The sequence below is a fragment of the Colwellia sp. MB3u-4 genome, assembly GCF_014077065.1.
GTDB lineage: Bacteria > Pseudomonadota > Gammaproteobacteria > Enterobacterales > Alteromonadaceae > Cognaticolwellia.
The window spans coordinates 345,558-363,846 of the sequence record NZ_JACGVE010000075.1; the positions used below are offsets into that span (position 1 = coordinate 345,558).

At 39.4% G+C, this 18,289-nt stretch carries 13 protein-coding genes, 1 other RNA gene and 1 pseudogene; 7 read left to right on the forward strand and 8 right to left on the reverse strand.

Annotated features, from left to right (window positions below):
• The first annotated feature begins 70 nt into the window (after positions 1-70).
• Positions 71-1,189 (forward strand): annotated as a pseudogene (locus H4J61_RS07650) (IS3 family transposase).
• A 668-nt stretch (positions 1,190-1,857) separates the two neighbouring features.
• Here H4J61_RS07650 and H4J61_RS07655 read toward each other — a convergent pair.
• Entirely contained in the window at positions 1,858-2,211 is a 354-nt protein-coding gene (locus H4J61_RS07655) for a hypothetical protein (RefSeq protein WP_182184589.1), read from the reverse strand.
• A gap of 752 nt (positions 2,212-2,963) precedes the next feature.
• Positions 2,964-3,399: RNase P RNA component class A (gene rnpB / locus H4J61_RS07660), an RNA gene on the reverse strand.
• Positions 3,400-3,497: 98 nt separating this feature from the next.
• Between rnpB and H4J61_RS07665 the strand changes: the two genes are divergently transcribed.
• Positions 3,498-4,151, forward strand: coding sequence for a glutathione S-transferase family protein (locus H4J61_RS07665; RefSeq protein WP_220461208.1), 654 nt, complete (start codon positions 3,498-3,500; stop codon positions 4,149-4,151).
• A 4-nt stretch (positions 4,152-4,155) separates the two neighbouring features.
• Here H4J61_RS07665 and rsmI read toward each other — a convergent pair whose 3' ends face one another.
• Positions 4,156-5,007, reverse strand: a complete 852-nt coding sequence (gene rsmI / locus H4J61_RS07670; protein WP_182184590.1) for a 16S rRNA (cytidine(1402)-2'-O)-methyltransferase — start codon at positions 5,005-5,007, stop codon at positions 4,156-4,158.
• Between the two features lie 77 nt (positions 5,008-5,084).
• Between rsmI and H4J61_RS07675 the strand changes: the two genes are divergently transcribed.
• From H4J61_RS07675 to H4J61_RS07690, 4 genes are read left to right on the forward strand one after another with little or no spacing between them, the layout of a single operon-like run.
• Positions 5,085-6,950 (forward strand): penicillin-binding protein activator, encoded by a 1,866-nt coding sequence (locus H4J61_RS07675; protein WP_182184591.1) that lies wholly within the window; start codon positions 5,085-5,087, stop codon positions 6,948-6,950.
• Positions 6,934-7,308 carry a YraN family protein gene (locus tag H4J61_RS07680; protein WP_182138175.1) on the forward strand — a complete coding sequence of 125 codons (375 nt, stop codon included), beginning with the start codon at positions 6,934-6,936 and terminating at the stop codon, positions 7,306-7,308. The genes H4J61_RS07675 and H4J61_RS07680 overlap by 17 nt, the downstream gene beginning before the upstream one ends.
• A 42-nt stretch (positions 7,309-7,350) precedes the next feature.
• Positions 7,351-7,941: a phosphoheptose isomerase gene (locus H4J61_RS07685; protein ID WP_182138174.1), complete on the forward strand. Its 591-nt coding sequence runs from the start codon at positions 7,351-7,353 to the stop codon at positions 7,939-7,941.
• 1 nt (position 7,942) lies between these two features.
• The gene (locus tag H4J61_RS07690; protein WP_182184592.1) at positions 7,943-8,515 is read left to right on the forward strand and encodes a BON domain-containing protein; all 573 of its coding nucleotides are present in this window, start codon (positions 7,943-7,945) and stop codon (positions 8,513-8,515) included.
• Between the two features lie 227 nt (positions 8,516-8,742).
• Here the strand turns inward: H4J61_RS07690 and H4J61_RS07695 are convergent, their stop codons facing one another.
• Both H4J61_RS07695 and mrcB read right to left on the reverse strand, forming a co-directional pair.
• On the reverse strand, positions 8,743-9,153 hold the full coding sequence (locus tag H4J61_RS07695; RefSeq protein WP_182184593.1) for a hypothetical protein: 411 nt from the start codon (positions 9,151-9,153) through the stop codon (positions 8,743-8,745).
• A 206-nt stretch (positions 9,154-9,359) separates the two neighbouring features.
• Positions 9,360-11,723, reverse strand: a complete 2,364-nt coding sequence (mrcB, locus tag H4J61_RS07700) for a penicillin-binding protein 1B (RefSeq protein WP_182184594.1) — start codon at positions 11,721-11,723, stop codon at positions 9,360-9,362.
• A gap of 175 nt (positions 11,724-11,898) precedes the next feature.
• Between mrcB and miaA the strand changes: the two genes are divergently transcribed.
• Positions 11,899-12,834 carry a tRNA (adenosine(37)-N6)-dimethylallyltransferase MiaA gene (gene miaA, locus H4J61_RS07705; RefSeq protein WP_182184595.1) on the forward strand — a complete coding sequence of 312 codons (936 nt, stop codon included), beginning with the start codon at positions 11,899-11,901 and terminating at the stop codon, positions 12,832-12,834.
• A 181-nt stretch (positions 12,835-13,015) separates the two neighbouring features.
• Here the strand turns inward: miaA and H4J61_RS07710 are convergent, their stop codons facing one another.
• From H4J61_RS07710 to hrpB, 3 genes are all read right to left on the reverse strand, one after another.
• Positions 13,016-13,348, reverse strand: coding sequence for a PBPRA1643 family SWIM/SEC-C metal-binding motif protein (locus tag H4J61_RS07710; protein WP_182138169.1), 333 nt, complete (start codon positions 13,346-13,348; stop codon positions 13,016-13,018).
• Positions 13,349-13,685: 337 nt separating this feature from the next.
• Positions 13,686-15,473: an ABC transporter transmembrane domain-containing protein gene (locus H4J61_RS07715; protein WP_182184642.1), complete on the reverse strand. Its 1,788-nt coding sequence runs from the start codon at positions 15,471-15,473 to the stop codon at positions 13,686-13,688.
• 218 nt (positions 15,474-15,691) lie between these two features.
• The gene (hrpB, locus tag H4J61_RS07720; RefSeq protein WP_220461209.1) at positions 15,692-18,268 is read right to left on the reverse strand and encodes an ATP-dependent helicase HrpB; all 2,577 of its coding nucleotides are present in this window, start codon (positions 18,266-18,268) and stop codon (positions 15,692-15,694) included.
• Positions 18,269-18,289 lie beyond the last annotated feature (21 nt).

Sequence of the window (18,289 nt, forward strand, 5' to 3'; positions counted from 1 at the left end):
AACGTAACTGAGGATTGAAAATGACAAACGTAAAAAATATTCAAAAGAATTTTAATTAGATGCCGTTGCTTTGATCAAAGAGTAAGGTTACAACCAAGCAGAAGCAGCAAAAAATTTAGGGCTTAATCCTAATATGCTTGGTCGCTGGATCACAGAATCAGAAAGTGATGACGGTCAGGCTTTCCGTGGTCATGGTAAGTTAACCCCTGAACAGTTAGAGCTTCGACAATTACGAGAAGAAAATAAGCGCCTTAAAATGGAGCGCGATATATTAAAAAAAGCGACGGTTGTTCTTTGCAAACGAAACGAAGTAAGATATTCGTTTATCACCCAATATAATAAGACCTGGCCAGTAGCGATAATGTACCCGTTATTGGAGGTAACCAGCAGTAATTACTACAGTTATCAAAAACGAAATCAAGATAACACTGTAGGTCCTGATCATGAAGAAATGCTTGAATGGATTAGAAACGCCACTGTGTATAGTGACAACACGTATGGTTCTCGTCGTATGCAAAAGGTATTGAACGCGCTTAGTTTTTCTGTGAGTCGAAGAAAATCTGCTCAGTTGATGAAGGCAGCTAATGTCTAGATTCGCTACAAAAAGAAGTACAAGGCGACCACGAAAAGAAAACATAAAAAGCCTGTATATGAAAATAAACTTGAACAGAATTTCAACCTAGAAAAGCTTAATCAAGGCTGGGTTCAGGACATCACCTACGTTTGGGTATCAGAAGGTTGGTTATATCTTGCTGTTGTAATTGATTTATATTCACGCAAGGTTGTTCGCTGAAGCATGGACTCTAGAGTGAAAGCTAAACTTGTTTGTGATGCGTTAACAATGGCGTTATGGCAGCGACAACCCAAAGTTGGTCTGATCGTTCATTCAGATCAGGGTGTTCAGTATGCCAGTGATGAATATCGTCGATTATTAACGTTTCACGGGTTGGTTGGTAGTATCAGCAAAAAAGGCTGCTGTTGAAATAATGTGGTAGCTGAAGGCTTCTTCAAAAGCTTAAAGCAAGAACGGGTACATTGAAAAGGTGACCAAACGTGCTCAGAGGCACAGCAAGATATATTGAATTACATAACGAAGTGGTACAACAACTATCGACCTCATTCGTATTTGGATTACCACAGTCCTAATAATTTTGAGTTAATGCACGTAGAATTTAAAATGGTTGTTTAACTAGGGTGTCTCAATTTAGTTAACGATGTCATTATATCCCAAATCACGTATCGTTAATATACCAATTTTTGACAATTTTATTTGATACTCAGTTCGGTTTGTTACGATAAAACAAAGGTAATTCAAATGGTTAGTCATCGCACCTTATAGGTGCGTTTTTTGTTTGGTTTAAATTAAGCATAAACTATTGATTTAATTACTCTGGTGTTTTTTCTTTATTTGCCGCTTGATCTAGCTTTTAGTTCTATATTCGGTCATAAAAAACAAAATATTTTTAAGTGATTGTGCAAGCCATTTTACATGTGTTTGTAATATAAATAATTCCCCCCAACATCTAACAGCTTCAAGGGGTTTGAGGAAAAACCTCTTTGTTCGCAGTGCTTATTATTAATGAGTTTTGTAGAGGTTCTATCGTTGTTTTACTAAAATATATCAGTAAGGTTACCAAAAGAATGCATTAGTAAATATGTGGCTAAAAGCTTTAAACTAATGTCAAAAACACACACTTTCTTGACAAAAAATAATACGAAAACTCTTTTTATTAGTTCGGATAACTATAAGGTCAGCAGCATGGCCTTTAGCTGACTGTAAAAATTCTGACACTTGAAAAATTTAACCTGTGTGTTGCATTCACCGATTGAACTCAACGTAATAACTTGTCATAGACATTACCTAAATTTCACCACATTATCAGTCACAGTTTGTTTTATCCGTTTAATACTGAATATTGAACTCTCGCCATTATGAATATAAATAATACCTTCGCCTTCAAACGGTGTTGGAAATTCTATCTTACCTCTGCCACTAACAGGTCTTGCATCATCAGTGCCTTCCCAGGAAAACTCTAGTTCTGGTATTCGGGTATTAACAGCAACATCTAAATGACCTTTTACAGCACAAAAAATAAATTTCCCTTGGTCATTTTCATCAAAGTAAAAATAACCTTCTTCAATTAAATCCACCATATCTTGTGCCCAAACTTCCATTTCAGTTATACGCCACTTGCCAACAAATTCATTCATTTTTAAACCTCAAACGCATTTATAATCGCTATCAAATTCTTAATATCCGATGCTTGCCCAATATAAAGGCCTTACTCTTTAAATATATCATCCAAACCTAACAAGGTGTTGTGTGATAATGCATTGAGTGTATGTCACTTTTATCACTATAACCTTGCTCAAGTTTAGCTATTATGGGGTCAATATCGAATATTTCTAACTGCTTTAACATGTCATCCTTGATTTGTGAGAACTGCAAATAAGTTGAGTCAGTGTCTAGTGTTCTTGAGCTAATAACAAGTGCTTTAACCTCAATACAATAAGTAAAATTCGCTCTAAAATAACCACAGCAACACTTAGTTTCTTAGCTCGTAAGCAAAGCCTTGTTTCCTTGCACCAAGGCGCGTTGGCACTTTAACTCTCACATAAAAATATTTTTTCTAAGGTATAAATACTTAACACCTGTCACTTCCTACACTTTGCCTCAAGTTGGCCAATTTTTTAAAACCCTATAACTGTCCATGTACCAATAATTTGATATTTTAACGAATTGATATTGAGCTGAAAAGTTTATCTGGAAAAACTTGAGCCTAAATGACTTTCGAACAGAAATATGAAACATAAACTTGAGAGGAGTTTTACGCGTAGAAGAAGGAGTACAAAAATCAGTGCTGTGTGACCAACCGTGTATCATTTTTTTAATGTAGGAATGATATAAAAGGATTTTAGAAAACCGCTTGAACTATTAACAACAGATCAAGCGGTGTCTAAAATTGGTGAGATGACGCATAAGCCGGGTTTTGTATCTCTTCCGAGGAAGAGTGACAATCATTCGTCTAGGCTATAAATCGCTCTATAGCTCAAGCAACCTACCCGGTTTCCACGCGAACCACGCTTATACTATGAAAACTTGCGTTAACATAGTCATGAAACCCTATTTGGTCTTGCTCCGGGTGGAGTTTACCCTGCAATTACTGTTACCAGCAATCCGGTGCGCTCTTACCGCACCCTTTCAGCCTTACCTGTGAAACTTTCGAAAAAGTAACCATCGGCGGTCTTCTCTCTGCTGCACTTGTCGTGGGCTCGCGCCCCCCAGGCGTTACCTGGCACCCTGTTCATTGGAGCCCGGACTTTCCTCCCCTCTATCTGTTTACCACTTATTAAAAATAAGCGGTACAACGATAAAGCAGCGATTGTCTCGTCAACTCAGGGCGCATTCTACCCGATATATTCACTTAGGTCTAAATTAAATATCACGGGTATAGATCTGCTGTTATAGTAAGCTAAAAATGACTTAGGCTTTATTTATGATCGAACTTTGGCATTGCCACAATACTCGCTCACTTCGTGTTTTGTGGGCTTTAAAAGAAATGCAGTTTGAATACATCTTGCACACTTTGCCATTCCCACCGCGTTTTTTAGACAAAGCTTATTTACAGACTAATCCTTTAGGCACAGTACCTTTTCTTAAAGATGGCGCTACCACGCTGACCGAATCAAGTGCTATCTTGTTATACTTAGTAGAGCGTTACTCGCAAACTCAGTTGAGTTTACCTGCATCACACCCAGAATACGGTGCCTACCTAAATTGGCTTTTTAGCAGTGATGCTACACTGACATTCCCACAAACCTTAGTCTTGCGATACAGCCAGTTTGAAAAGCCTGAACGTCAACAGCCACAAGTAGTTAAAGATTACGCCATTTGGTATTTAGCGCGCTTAAAGCGCTTAAATAGCCATTTAGAAAACCATCACTATTTGGTCGACAATCGCTTTACCATTGCCGATATTAGTGTCGGTTATGCGCTTTATTTAGGTGAACTACTCGGGCTAGCCAAACACTATCAGCCACAAACTCAAGATTACTTACAAAGGCTTAAAAGCAGAGAGGGCTTTATAGCGGTAAAAGATATCGGTGAACAAAACAGTCATTACACCATAAAGCCAATAGACATAAGCTAAGCCGCTACTCTTTCATGGCTAAAGCATATTCATAAAGCGCGTTTTTTTTCACCCCATGAATTTCTGCCGCAATAGCACAAGCTCTTTTTGGCTTCATTTCTGACAGCAGTAACTTCAAGGTTGCCACCACATGAGCGGGAATATCATTGGGATCAATTTTTATCCCTTCGATAATGAGCACCATTTCACCTTTAAGCTGATTAGGATCTGCTTGTAAAAAGCTTAATAGATTTTCGGCCGTGTCTGAATGAATGGTTTCAAAGGTTTTGGTTAATTCTCGCGCCATTACCACGTAGCGTTCACCGCCCAGGGTTTTAACGATATCTTCAACGGTATCAATGGCGCGGCGTGGCGCATCATAAAACACCATGGTACGTGTTTCGTTGGCCAATGCGTTTAATGTCGATTGTCGCGCACCTGTTTTTGAGGGTAAAAAACCTTCAAAGGTAAATCTGTCGGTGGGTAAGCCCGCGACAGACAGCGCCGCTATGGCCGCACAAGCGCCTGGAATCGGCGAAACCTGAAGCCCTTGCTGGCGGCAATGGCGTACCAAATGAAATCCTGGGTCACTGATCAACGGCGTGCCCGCGTCTGACACTAAAGCTATGCTTTTACCTTCTTTTAACAAGACGGCAATTTGTTCTTGGCGTTGACGCTCGTTATGATCATGCATCGACATCGTTTTATTTTTAATCGCATAAGCGGATAACAAACGTTGGGTATGCCGAGTATCTTCACAGGCAATAATATCTACCTGTTCGAGTATATCCCGCGCCCGTTGACTAAGATCACCTAGATTGCCGATAGGAGTGGCAACTATGTATAAGGTGCTGGGCTGAATTTGAGAATCCGACATAATAAAATACTTGTGTTGAGACTGAAGAGGATGAAGTTTATTATAAAGCACTATTAAAAAGTATGGATTTATTAACTTTGACACTCACTAAATGGTTTTCATCTTATAAAAGTGCTCTTTGTGCGTTGGCAACAGTGGCTATTTTGGCCAGTTGTTCAACAACTAAGCTAAGTCAACCAACAGAGTCAGCTGAAAAACAAGCTGAAGTTATGCCAGCGCTTGCAACAGATTTAACCACTGAGCAACAGCTTGCACAAGCGACAGCACAAATATCAGCCAACCAGCAGGATGAAGCCCTTAGCTCGTTATTAAACGCCAGTGAGTTATATTTAGCAGAGGCTAAACCCCATAAAGCGCTTTGGTTAGCTAAGCAACTCAATGGCTTAGTGTCATCATCAACAGAGCAATATCGCCTAGCTATCATTGAGGCTAAAAGTTTATTAGCCTTGGCAAGAGTACCTGATGCTTATCTCGCACTGGAAAACGCAAATAATATTAAAGAAAAAGCGCAACTGACTCATCGCCTTGATTATTTTCAAACATTAACCACAGTGCAAACACAAAGAAAACTGCCCATTGCCGCACTAGATGCAAACTTAAGAGCCTTTGCTGAAAGCTCACCGGCAACTGAGTACGATATTGACATTATTTGGCAACAACTTTGTCAGCTATCACCTTGGCAGCACCAACAGCTAATTAAAATGTCGCCGCCAAACTTTGAAGGTTGGAGCAAACTGCTTTCTTTTGCCAATCAATTTGGTGATGACGACGCAAGATTCAAACGCTATTTACGCCAATGGCAACGAGAGTTTAGCAGCCACCCTGCGCAATATATTGTCGCAAGGTTACGACAACAACCACCCACATTAACTAACGAATATCAAAACATTGCCATTATTATCCCGCTTTCAGGTAAACAAGAACGCGCCGGCAAAGTAGCACAACAAGGTATCCTGGCCGCTTACAATATTAATAGCGCTAAAACCTTACACTTTATTGATTCAACAACCTTAGATATGACCACGTTAAATGCCAAGCTGACCGAACTAAAAATCGACTATGTTATAGGCCCGCTACTAAAGGAAAATGTTAACCTCTATTTAGCCCAAACCGAGATAACAACACCGACGTTATTACTTAATTTACCATCAGCAACTAGCTTATTACCTCATCAGGTTGCGCTATCAATGCGACCAGAAGATGAAGCGATACAAGCGGCAACTACGCTCAGTCGTCAACATTATCAATACCCTATAATATTAAGCCATCAAGACAGTGCCAGTCGTCGCATCGCGCAGACCTTCAGCCAACAATGGCAACATATCACGGGTAAGGCACCAGAAATTGTATTTTTTAATAGTGATGCTAAAATGCAAAATCAACTTAAGGCCAGCCTTGGCGTTGATCTAAGCCAGCAACGCACAAAAGACCTAAATCGCCATATAAAATATTCCATTCAAAGTGAATTACGTAACCGTCGAGATATTGATATGATTTACGTCGTGGGTTTGCCGCTAGAAACCAAGCTGTTAAAGCCTTATATTGACGTTAATATCAGCCCTTTTGCTGATATAATTCCGGTCTATGCTAGCTCGCGCAGTCACAGCTCAAAAATAGACAAAAGTGATAATCGTGATTTATCTGGGCTAATATTTACTGAAATGCCTTGGCAGTTAAAAAGTAAACAACAAAACCAAGTCTTAGCCGCACAAGCAAAAAAACTTTGGCCTAATCGCAGTGACAGCTTGCAAAGCATTTTTGCCATGGGCTTTGACAGTTTAGCGTTAGTAGACAAAGTTTCTACTATGCAAAATAAAACTTATGTCCGCCATTATGGTCAAACCGGTATATTACAATTGGGCGTTGATAATATTTTGACGCGCAGCCTAATTTGGGGCAAATACAGTCGCAGCAAGGTACAAGAAATTGCTATGGACCAATAAAACCAACACAGTAACCACAGGTAAGAATAGTGAGCAATTAGCCGCCCACTATTTAAGCCAACAGGGGCTAGTATTACAGACCTGTAATTTTCAAAATCGTCGTGGTGAAATTGATTTAATCATGACCGAAAATGACGTTTGGGTGTTTGTAGAAGTGAAATATCGCAAAAATAATCACTTTGGTGGCGCTATTGCCGCTGTTTCTGTTAAAAAACAGCAAAAAATTAAACAATGTGCGGCATTTTACCTGCAACAGGCCGGATTAAATGAATATAATACCCCTTGCCGATTCGATGTTATTGCGATGCAAGGCGATATTAATAACCCAGCAATTACTTGGCTTAAAAATGCCTTTTAATTAATGCTTTTTAAGCAATGAAACCACGGAGCTAAGTCCACCATGTTAGAACGGATAAAAAGTAATTTTACTGAAAGCATACAAACAAAAATTGCCGCCAGCGAATTATTGGCAGGGCCAATTGAGCAAGCTGGCATGGCAATGGTACAAAGTCTATTAGCCGGCAATAAAATATTAGCTTGTGGTAATGGTGGCTCAGCCGCTGATGCCCAGCATTTCTCCGCCGAGCTATTAAATCGTTATGAAACTGAACGTCCACCCTTGCCAGCCATTGCTCTGACAACCGACAGCTCAACTATTACCTCTATTGGTAATGACTATCACTTTGATGAGATTTATTCTAAGCAAGTGCGTGCATTAGGTAACAATGGTGATGTATTGCTCGCTATTTCTACCAGTGGCAATTCTCGCAACGTGATCAAAGCGATCGAAATTGCCGTTTCTCGTGATATGCCAATCATTGCTTTAACCGGTGGTGACGGTGGTGATATTGCTGGCCTACTAGGCGAAAATGATGTTGAAATTCGAGTGCCGTCAAGTCGTACAGCACGAATTCAAGAAGTCCACTTAGTGGTTATTCATTGCTTATGTGACATCATAGATACTACATTATTTCCGCAAACTGAGGCTTAGTATGTCGATAAAATCAATTGTAAGCATAATCACCCTTGCTGTGTTACTGCAAGGCTGTGTTGCTGTCGCGGTTGTTGGCGTTGTTGGTGGTGCGAGTATGGCAACTGATAATCGTTCTTTGGGTAATCAAATAGACGACCAAAAAATTGAACTCGATGCGTATGCAAAACTCACGCAAATAGACGCGTTAAGTGACAACACCAACCTACAAGTGGTGAGTGTTAATGGCAGTGTGCTAGTTATTGGACAAGCGCCAAATAGCTATTTGCGCGATCAAGCTATCAAAACCATTAATGGGGTGAATGGTGTTAAGCAACTACATAACCAAATTCGTATTAGCAACACCATATCTTTTATCACAAAAACTAGTGATGTTTGGCTAACGTCAAAAGTAAAAGCTTCTTTATTTGGTGCTGAGAAACTAGACGCCACCAATATTAAAGTGATAACAGAAAATGGCGAAGTGTTTTTAATGGGCTTGGTGACTAAAGCACAAGCGACTATGGCGGTAGATATTGCGCGCAATGCGGGTGGTGTTAACCGAGTATTTAAAATATTTGAATACCTAGATTAGCGCTTAAATGAACGTCTAAAACACTAATATATTGCAAAAAAGGATGTCTGGGAAGCCTGAACATCGTCACTCTTTCACATCCATGTGATCGTGACATACCGTTCTTCCTGAACATAAAAAAGCAAACCGAATGGTTTGCTTTTTACGTTAAGTTTTTCTTTGTTTATCGCTTACGAAAAATATTCACCCTTAATTCTTAATTCTTAATTCTAAATTCTAAATTAAGGTTAGCCAATGTTTGCAGCTTGGTCATTAGCCATTAACAACTCACCTTTTAGCCATTGAAATGCCTGTTGCCTTTCAAGATCTAAGCCAGAAAAAATACAACTATTCCACTGTTCATATACCTGTAATAAATTTATTTCTTCAACAATAACTTGGCTGTTAGCTGAATAGTAAACAAAGGCAATGGCTTTTAAGCCCTCATAAAACCCTAGGCATAATCGCGTTTCATCACTATAACTATATTCATTAACTCTGTTGATCAGCATGCCAAAGTTACCAAAGATATGCGCTTTAAAAAAAACATCACACTCTTCAATCATTTCAAGTGACAATTCAATACCTTCATCGATAATAACTTCAACAATATTTTCAGTAAGCAATGTGAAGTAACCAAAGCTTAATCTATGTTTCATTCTGCTCCTTTTACCTAGCTACTTTTAACTCCTTTCCTGCTACTTTTTAGCTCTGTTTCTACTGTAGCTTGGTTGCTTAAGTGGCGTTAATTTACAACCACTTTTATACACGATCTATTAACCATAGTGCTGAAAACGGGGTTATTCAAACAACAAAATAGCGAAAATTACCCGCTAAAAGCTTAGCAGTTGAATTCACTATAAAACTAAGCGCCAAATAATTTTTCTAGCCAAGATTTCTGCTTAATATTTTTAGGATCTGCTTCGCACTGTTTCTCATAAATCAGGCCAGTGGTAACGGCAGGCAGTAATTGCGAATTTTCACAAGTTTGGCTAACCGCCCGACCACTTTTATTATCAAAGCGCACTAATTCAACACTTGCTGGTACTTTAGACTGACGACTAACCGCGCCTGTTTTCTGCATAAATTCAGCAAATAATACCAGTGCACCACTACTGCCGGTTAATTTAGTTGGCTTGTTATCGTCTCGACCTACCCAAGTGGTGACTAAAATTTCATTGTCATAGCCAACAAACCAACTGTCTCTCAGGTCATTGGTTGTGCCTGTTTTACCCGCTATTTTTTTATCTTTAAGCCGCCACGTTAACGAACTCGCCGTGCCTGACGTGGTCACTTTATTTAAGGCAAAGTTAAGTAAATAAGCCGCTTGCGTTGAGATAATCGCCTGCTCTAAAGCCTGAAACTGCCATAAGGTTTCACCACGGGCGCTGACTATCCGCTCAATTGCATGTGACGTTTCACCAACACCATGATTAGCAACAGGTATATAGAGTTGATTTATTTGCATTGGTGACATATTTAATGCCCCAAGCAGCATTGACGGACGAGTAACAATATCATCCTGATAACCCAACAGATGAATAGCTTGAGCAACATTGTCCAAACCCAACGCCATACCTAAATTCACCGTGGGCACATTAAGGCTTGATACTAAGGCATCAATTAAATGCACTTGGCCTCGATACTGACCATCGTAATTTTTCGGCCGCCAAGCTTGGCCGTTTTCAGTTGACAAGGTAATCGCTTTATCGGTAATTAAAGTGGCTAAATTAAAGCGTTGATAACGCTCTAACGCCGCAATATATATCGCAGGTTTAATTAAAGAACCAATAGGTCGCTTAGCATGTAGCGCACGATTAAAACCTGCGTAGCCCGCTTCTTTCCCACCCACTAGTGCACGAACCGCACCGGTTTTAAAATCAGACACTACCATCGCCACTTGTAGTTCAGCGCCCGACTCTTGCTCTAAACTCGGTAAGGTTTGATCAATACTGGCTTGTAATGCCAGTTGTTGATTAATGGCAAAACCGGTAAACACTCTAACGCCAGATTGCTGCTCATATTGGGATAAATGCCGCGCTAATTCGGCTTTGACTAATTGCAGATAGGCGGGGAATTTTTGCTGTTTTACCCGACGTTTTTTTCTGATCGATAACGGCGACTCGACCGCACGCTCAAACTCGTATTGGGCAATAATTTCTTGTTGATACATTAGCCTTAAAACTAGATCTCGACGCTTGATAGTGCGCGCTGGAAAACGCCAAGGATCATAGTAACTAGGCCCCTTGACTTGGCCAATAATCATCGCCATTTGTTCTAAGTTAAGTGATTGAATTGACTTGCCAAAGTAAAACTCAGCGGCGAGGCCAAAACCATAAATGCCATTAGCATAATGCTGGCCTAAATAGACTTCGTTAATATAGGCTTCTAATAATTGATCTTTGCTATAGCGATACTCTAATATCAGCGCCATAATGGCTTCATTAGCTTTGCGCCATAAGGTTTTATCGCGCGTTAAAAACATGTTTTTAACCAGTTGCTGCGTTAAGGTACTGCCACCTTGTACCGTTCGCCCTGCCTTAAGGTTTTGGTACAGTGCCCGTAAAATACCTAAGGGTGAAACGCCATGATGAAAATAAAAATCACGATCCTCAATTAACAATAAGGTGTCTAATAATTTTGTTGGCACCGCTTGCAAGGACACCAAAACGCGGTCTTCTTTGCTTTCAGGCAAAATTCTATCCAATAAAAGTGGCTCTAACCTCAGTTGCGAAACCTTTTTATCGTTAAGGTATAACTTTTGCACATGACCGTTAGCCAAATCTATGGTCATTTTTGTTGCCACTTCCATACCAACGCCAAAATCAAAAGCGCGACGATAAATAATGGCGCGAGTTTTTGATAAAGCAAACTCGCCAGGGCGTCTAACATCAAAAACTTTTTTATAACGATTAGCGATTAATGACTGCTTTAAGTGAGTCAGGGGTAACTCACTACCTAGCTGATAACTTTCTATCGCACCATAAACCTGAACAGGCACCTGCCAACGCTGACCTTCAAACTTATCGCGCACTTTACCATCAAGATAAATGCTATAGAGAAATAGTACAAATATGGCGATAACAGCTATTTTCACTATCAGCCAAAATGACCAACGAATAACACTTCTCAAGCGGTTATTGCGCATATCCTCTGGTTTTTTTGCGCTATTAGCTTGGTCACTTTTTGATTTTTTGGTCGCTGTTTGTGCAGTTTTTTTGACTGTCATAGGTTATTAAAAAGCCTCAAGGATATGCGATTAAGCCCTTATAATAATCTAGCTAAGACGAGATCCCAAACGATAATTTTTATCGTTTTAAAATAGTACTTAACTCACAAGCATAACGACGAAATTAACGATATAATTCTGCTTTTATCTCACTACCAATGGCTAAAGGTTAACTATGTCTGCATTTAACATGCTCGTTGTGCTTGGTTCAACAGCGTCGGGGAAAACCAAACTGGCAGTAGAGCTAGCAAGAAGGCTAAATGGTGAAATAATTTCCGCCGACTCTCGACAAGTTTATCGCGGTTTAGATATTGGCAGCGGTAAAGACCTTGATGAATACCAAGAAATTAACCATCACTTAATTGATATTGTTGACCCTGGTTACGAATATAATATTTTTGATTTTCAACAAGATGTTATTAATGCCCATCAGCAAATAAACTTAAAAAATAAGCTGACTATTTTAGCTGGCGGTTCAGCGCTTTATGTTGATTCAATCTTAAAAGGCTATCGCTTAATTGCCGTGCCTGAAAATAAAGCCCTTAGGTCAACATTAGCTAGGCTAAGTCATGAGCAATTAATTCAAAAGTTAATACAGCTTAAACCTAATCTGCATAACACCACAGATCTTATCGAACGTGAACGACTGGTACGAGCCATTGAAATAGCTGAAGGTGAGCTAGCAGCACAAGATAAAATTAATGACTTTCCCGCACTCAAGCCACTTATATTTGCCATAAAATGGCCCAGAGAGGTTATTCGACAACGTATAACCTTGCGTTTAAAGCAACGCATGGCACAAGGCCTTATTGAAGAAGTAGCACAGTTACATGCCCAAGGGGTTAGTTGGCAAACCTTATATTTTTACGGCTTAGAATATCGTTTTATTGCCCAACATTTACAGGGGCAATTAAGCGAGAATGACTGTTTTCAAAAATTGAACTCAGCTATTCATCAATTTTCTAAAAAACAAGACACTTGGCTGCGACGGTTAGAACGAAATGGCACTAAAATACATTGGCTAGACGGAGATAAAAATACGCTTGCACAAGCCATGGCAGTGATAGCAGGCTTAAATACCACAAATACTACGAATGAGTGCAAAACATAGCACAATAAAATTTAGCCGTTTTCGACTAAAAATGGTCTTTGTAAGCTTAGGTATTAACTGAGAAAAAGTTAGCCGAGTAACCTGTGCTAATAAAGATGATAATACAGATGGGCTTAGCCTGCGCTGCTCATAAAACTTAGAGCAGCGTCAGCTTTACAGTAAGTGGAAAAATAGTGTTTGGTTAACCGCAACACTTTTTATATTTTTTGCCACTACCACATAAACAAGGATCATTACGGTTGGGCGTTTTGTCAAACCTAGTGGTGCTTGGTTTGTTCAGTATCGCGCTCAGTTCAATAATATCTTCATCAGCGGTGCTATCTACCGTGATATTAGCAAAAAGTTCATTATCGGCAACTAATATGGCGACTTCTAATTTCTTTTCTTCACTCGTCACTACTAGCGTTAACGGGTGTTTTTCTGTGCCAAGCTTAACAGCACGCTTAGTGTTATAACCTGTTTTTACATGGTTTACTCTGGTATGGATACGCCCTTTGTAATACAGATCGTGCATGATGAACTCCGCTAAATGAAAAACTAAAAATTAAATACTAGGTTTGAGCGCGGCAGTATAACGTAAAACGTAAAATAGTCGACTGTTGAATGCAGGAACTTAAGCCTTGCCTAGCTTTTAGGGAAAGGTGGGGTGATATTAAATTTTTTGCTCATCAGCCAACGGGGTACAGATCCTTGATTAGAAAATTAAGCCAATAGCGAGATATTGGCTTAATGTCCTTAATATAAAAACATGGCGATTGGCTGCATAGCAACTGATATTCGTTAGCACTTGGGTGTTAATTTAGCTGGTACACTTAGAAAAAATTCAGCGATAAAAGAGTCGAACAGCGTGATTAATTAGCCTCAGCATTGGCTTTATCAAACTGTAACTCACAAAGCCTTTGATATAGAGTCGAGCTTTTTAACAACGATTTATGATCGCCTTGATCAACAATTCTCCCTTGATCCATCACCACAATTAAATCTGCATGAATCACAGTAGCTAATCGGTGCGCGATAATTAATGTTGTTCTATTGGTCATTAATTCATCTAATGCGGCTTGCACATGGTATTCACTTTCTGCATCTAAAGCGCTGGTTGCTTCGTCCAGCAGTAATACCTCAGGGTCTTTTAAAATAGCTCGGGCTAAAGCAATACGCTGCTTTTGACCACCCGATAATCGCACCCCTTGTTCACCTAAAAAGCTCGCGTAACCTTGGGGTAATTGTTCAATAAACTCATGGGCATGGGCTTTTTTCGCTGCGCTAATAACCTCTTCATCACTCGCTTGTGGCTTACCATAACGTATGTTGTGCCAGACATCAGAGCTAAACAGTATCGGATGCTGCGGCACCATACCCATGGCTTGACGTAAATCAGTTAATTTTAACTCAGTGATGTCGATATCATTAAAACTAATACTGCCTTTTTGAGGGTCATAAAATCGTTGTAACAATTCAAATAACGTTGTTTTACCTGCACCCGATGGCCCGACTAATGCCACAATTTTCCCCGTCGGTATGGCTAAATTTATCTGATGAAGTGCTGCACTGTCTGGCCGTGATGGATAACAAAAGTCAACCTCTTTAAAGCTGATCACCGACTGAGCATGATTATTCATCACTTGTGGAGAAACTAACTCTTTAATATCACTTTCAATCTCAAGTAATGCTAACAGCCGAGTGGCTGAGCCTGCTGCTCGTTGTAATTCACCGTATACCTCAGCAATAGTGGCGACAGACATAGCAACAATGATGGCGTAAAAAATAAAGGCGCCTAATTCGCCAGCACTCATCTGCCCTTTTAGCACGTCCATACCGCCCACCCACAACATGGCGCTAATCGCCCCAAAGGTAAGAAAAATAACAATAGCGATCAAGAATGAACGTTGCTTTACGCGCTGTTTGGCGACAGAAAATGCCTTCTCTACTTCATGGGCAAAAGCATCTTGTTCTTTTACTTCATGGGTATAACTTTGCACAACTTTTATATTTTGAATAATTTCGCCGGCATAAGTACCGACATCAGCAATAGCATCTTGTGAACTTTCTGCTAATTTCCTAACTTTACGACCATAAATCATCATAGGTATTAAAATAATGGGTACTGAAAAAACCACAAAAAGGGTTAATTTAAAATTAGTGACCATTAACATCACCAAGCCACCAATAAGTAATAATATACTGCGCAGTGCCATTGAAAAAGACGAACCAATAATAGACTGTAATAAGGCGGTGTCAGTGGTTAAACGCGACATTAGCTCACCACTGCGGTTTTCTTCAAAGTAGCTAGGATGCAAAGTAACAATGCGATTAAACACCGCTTTGCGCATATCAGCGCTGACCCGTTCACCTAACCAAGACATTAAATAAAAACGACTAAAAGTGCCAACGGCCAGCAAACTAATTAAGCCGATTAAAGCTAAAATAGCCGATTGCAATTGTTCAACTGAACCCGCAATAAAACCGTTATCAATAACAAACTTTACCCCTTGTCCTAAAGACAAGTTAACCGCTGCAGTGACTAATAAAGCCAATAAGGCCATGGCTAACATTAGCTTATATGGTTTTATAAAAGCGAAAATAGGTAACAGACTGCTGAATGCTTTAGGCTTTTTTTTTGCCGAGCTATTATTTGAGATAGGCTGATTAATGGTTTGGCTGTTGTCGCTCACAGTGGCTTTCCAGTAGGATAATCTTATACTTAAGATGGTTATAAAAATGCCTATTTCAAGTAGACACGCGATAATAAAGCGGCTTAAAAACGCTTAGTGAAAATACAGTCATGACTTATTTAGTTAACCTAGCGCTAACGCATTAGCACCTTGAAATCTCAACAATTATTATTTGATATAGATGCTTATGTCATTCGTTTTTTTCTAGAGCTACCTGCTTGTTCAGAAAAGGGATCAACCGGCCATCTATGGCGGGGATACTTAGCTCGCATGTCTTTTGCAACTTCGACATATGAGCCACCCCAAAAATTGGCTAAATCACTGGTTATTTGTATTGGTCTTCGCGCTGGTGATAACAATTCAAAGCGTAGTGCAATGCTATTACCTGCTAACATTGGAGATTTAAGCTCACCAAACAATTCTTGCAATACGACTGAGACTGTTGGCTCTGAATTTTTGTCGTAAATGATTGAAACCTTTTTGTTGCTAGGTGTTGTATAAATTACGGGAGCTTCTTTCTCAAGTACTTTTGATTCTTCATATGTTAATAATGATGATAATAGGGGTAATATTTTCACTCGTTTTAAATCCGATATTTTTTTAATATTGGAAACATATGGTAATAACCAATTTTCAGCAGTGTTCATAATTAAAGTCTCTGATAACACAGGAAAGCCTTCCACTTTACCCCCAAGCCATAACACCCTTTTCATCCAATCATCACACTCTTGAGTCCAGCTTAATATGTTTCTAGCATCTGTCTTTATCAAGGATTTAATACTGTCTAATATGAATTCAGTCGGCACATCATTACTTCTTGTTTCTTCGATGATTAAACTGCCATATTTTTTCAATACCCTGGCGTATACACGGCTATTGTTTGCGGCTAACTCATAGGCTATTTGTTCTGACATTTCCTGAGAAAACTTTTCAGATAAAATATCTTTATTAAAAGTAATCGCACTAAAAACTCGACCTTCTTTTTTTTGCGCATCGCAATCATTAACCACTAAATACTCATGATTAATAAGAGGATCATCTTCTGCGAGAAAAACCCCCTTACCATTGGCTAGTTGATATTTATTGCTATTAGCTGAACGTCTTTTAGCCAACCTTTCCGGAAATGCTAGAAGCAACAAATATGCTGCAATGTCTGAAATATCTGAAATATCTACTTTGCTTTTTTTATGTTTTATAGATGACTGCAGTGTCTGAACATCTTTAACTACCGTTCTTAACGTATTTCTATTTACATAGGCTTTATTAACATGACCCGCCGCGTTCTCAATAAGAACCTGTAATCTCATCAAGAAATCAGCACTATCACTCCCTTGCAATATATCTCGTTCTGACAAGAGAGCAGCAATATTACAAGCAATTTCACGCTCTTGGTTACCATTAGCTGCCAACATCATCTTAGCTAGCCTTGGGTGGATAGGCAGAGCACTTGCTTGCTTTCCAAGCCTTGTGATTTTTCCTGATTTATCAAGCATACCTAATGTTACCAGCAAATCTTGAGTTGAGTCATAATGAGCTTTTGGCGGAGGTGTTAACCAATTAATTTCCTCATAATTTGAATGTCCAGCGCTTGCTAGCTCTATCACGGCATCAGCTAAATCTGCATTCAAAATTTCTTCTTCTTGGTAGTCTTTTAGCGATATATGTTCGGATTCACTCCATAACCTTAAACATTTTCCTGCAGATAACCTACCTGCTCGCCCCTTGCGTTGCTCGGCTGACGCTTTTGATATATGGGTTGTCGTCAGCTTTGACATGCCACTTGACGGATTGAAAATAAGTTTCTTTTCCAGACCTGAGTCAATGACACAGGTAATACCTTCGATAGTTAAGCTGGTTTCTGCGATATTGGTTGTGAAAATAATTTTCCTAACGCCTGATGGTGCTAATGCAATCGCCTTTTCCTGCTCTTCCAATGGTAATGAACCATGTAATGACACCAGTTTAAGTTTATTGTGTTCTGAAAATACTGTGCCAGCATGTGCAATACACCTTTTTATGTCAGCAACGCCAGGGAGGAATACAAGAATATCTCCCTCATCTTCAATAACATTAAATATTGCTTTACAGACATTCGATGCCAACTGTTTTTTATCAGTTTTTTGATGAAAAACGCTAACTGGATAAGCCCTTCCTTTGCATAACATCACAGGTGCGTCATCAAGGTACTTTGATACTAAATTTGTATCTAATGTAGCAGACATCACTAAAAGGCGAAGATCTTCACGAATGACTTGTTGAATTTCCAGAGATAACATAAGTGACAAATCAGTATTAATCGACCGCTCATGAAACTCGTCAAATATTATAAGGCCAACACCTGCTAATTCAGGGTTTGATTGAAGTCGCCTTGTTAATACTCCTTCGGTTAGGATTTCAAGCCTTGTGGCAGCTGATATTTTTTTGTCATTTTTTACTTGATAACCAACAGTCTCACCAACCTTTTCACCCAAGCACTTCGCTAAGTAATGAGCAATTGACCTTGCTGCCATTCGTCTAGGCTCAAGCATAATAATTCGCTGACCATTCAAAAAGTCAGCTTTTAATAACTCCAGCGGCACGACAGTAGATTTACCTGCCCCGGGTTCTGCCTGCAACACCACACTCTGGTTACTTTTTAACTCTTGTAAAAGGTCGGCTAATATTTTATTAATTGGAAGGTTAATTTTATGGACTCTACTTTTTATATTTTGGTTGTTTGGATTTTTTATAGGTATAAAAATATAAATGATAAAACACGTCAATTAGCGGCGCAGTAATTGACT

What these genes read in the sequence shown, in the direction of transcription:
- H4J61_RS07695 (WP_182184593.1), bottom strand. Translation starts at nt 9,153, where the DNA reads ATGAAACATAGATTAAGCTTTGGTTACTTCACATTGCTTACTGAAAAT.
- H4J61_RS07710 (WP_182138169.1), bottom strand. Translation starts at nt 13,348, where the DNA reads ATGCACGATCTGTATTACAAAGGGCGTATCCATACCAGAGTAAACCAT.
- H4J61_RS07685 (WP_182138174.1), top strand. Translation starts at nt 7,351, where the DNA reads ATGTTAGAACGGATAAAAAGTAATTTTACTGAAAGCATACAAACAAAA.
- H4J61_RS07655 (WP_182184589.1), bottom strand. Translation starts at nt 2,211, where the DNA reads ATGAATGAATTTGTTGGCAAGTGGCGTATAACTGAAATGGAAGTTTGG.
- miaA (WP_182184595.1), top strand. Translation starts at nt 11,899, where the DNA reads ATGTCTGCATTTAACATGCTCGTTGTGCTTGGTTCAACAGCGTCGGGG.
- H4J61_RS07690 (WP_182184592.1), top strand. Translation starts at nt 7,943, where the DNA reads ATGTCGATAAAATCAATTGTAAGCATAATCACCCTTGCTGTGTTACTG.
- H4J61_RS07665 (WP_220461208.1), top strand. Translation starts at nt 3,498, where the DNA reads ATGATCGAACTTTGGCATTGCCACAATACTCGCTCACTTCGTGTTTTG.
- mrcB (WP_182184594.1), bottom strand. Translation starts at nt 11,723, where the DNA reads ATGACAGTCAAAAAAACTGCACAAACAGCGACCAAAAAATCAAAAAGT.
- rsmI (WP_182184590.1), bottom strand. Translation starts at nt 5,007, where the DNA reads ATGTCGGATTCTCAAATTCAGCCCAGCACCTTATACATAGTTGCCACT.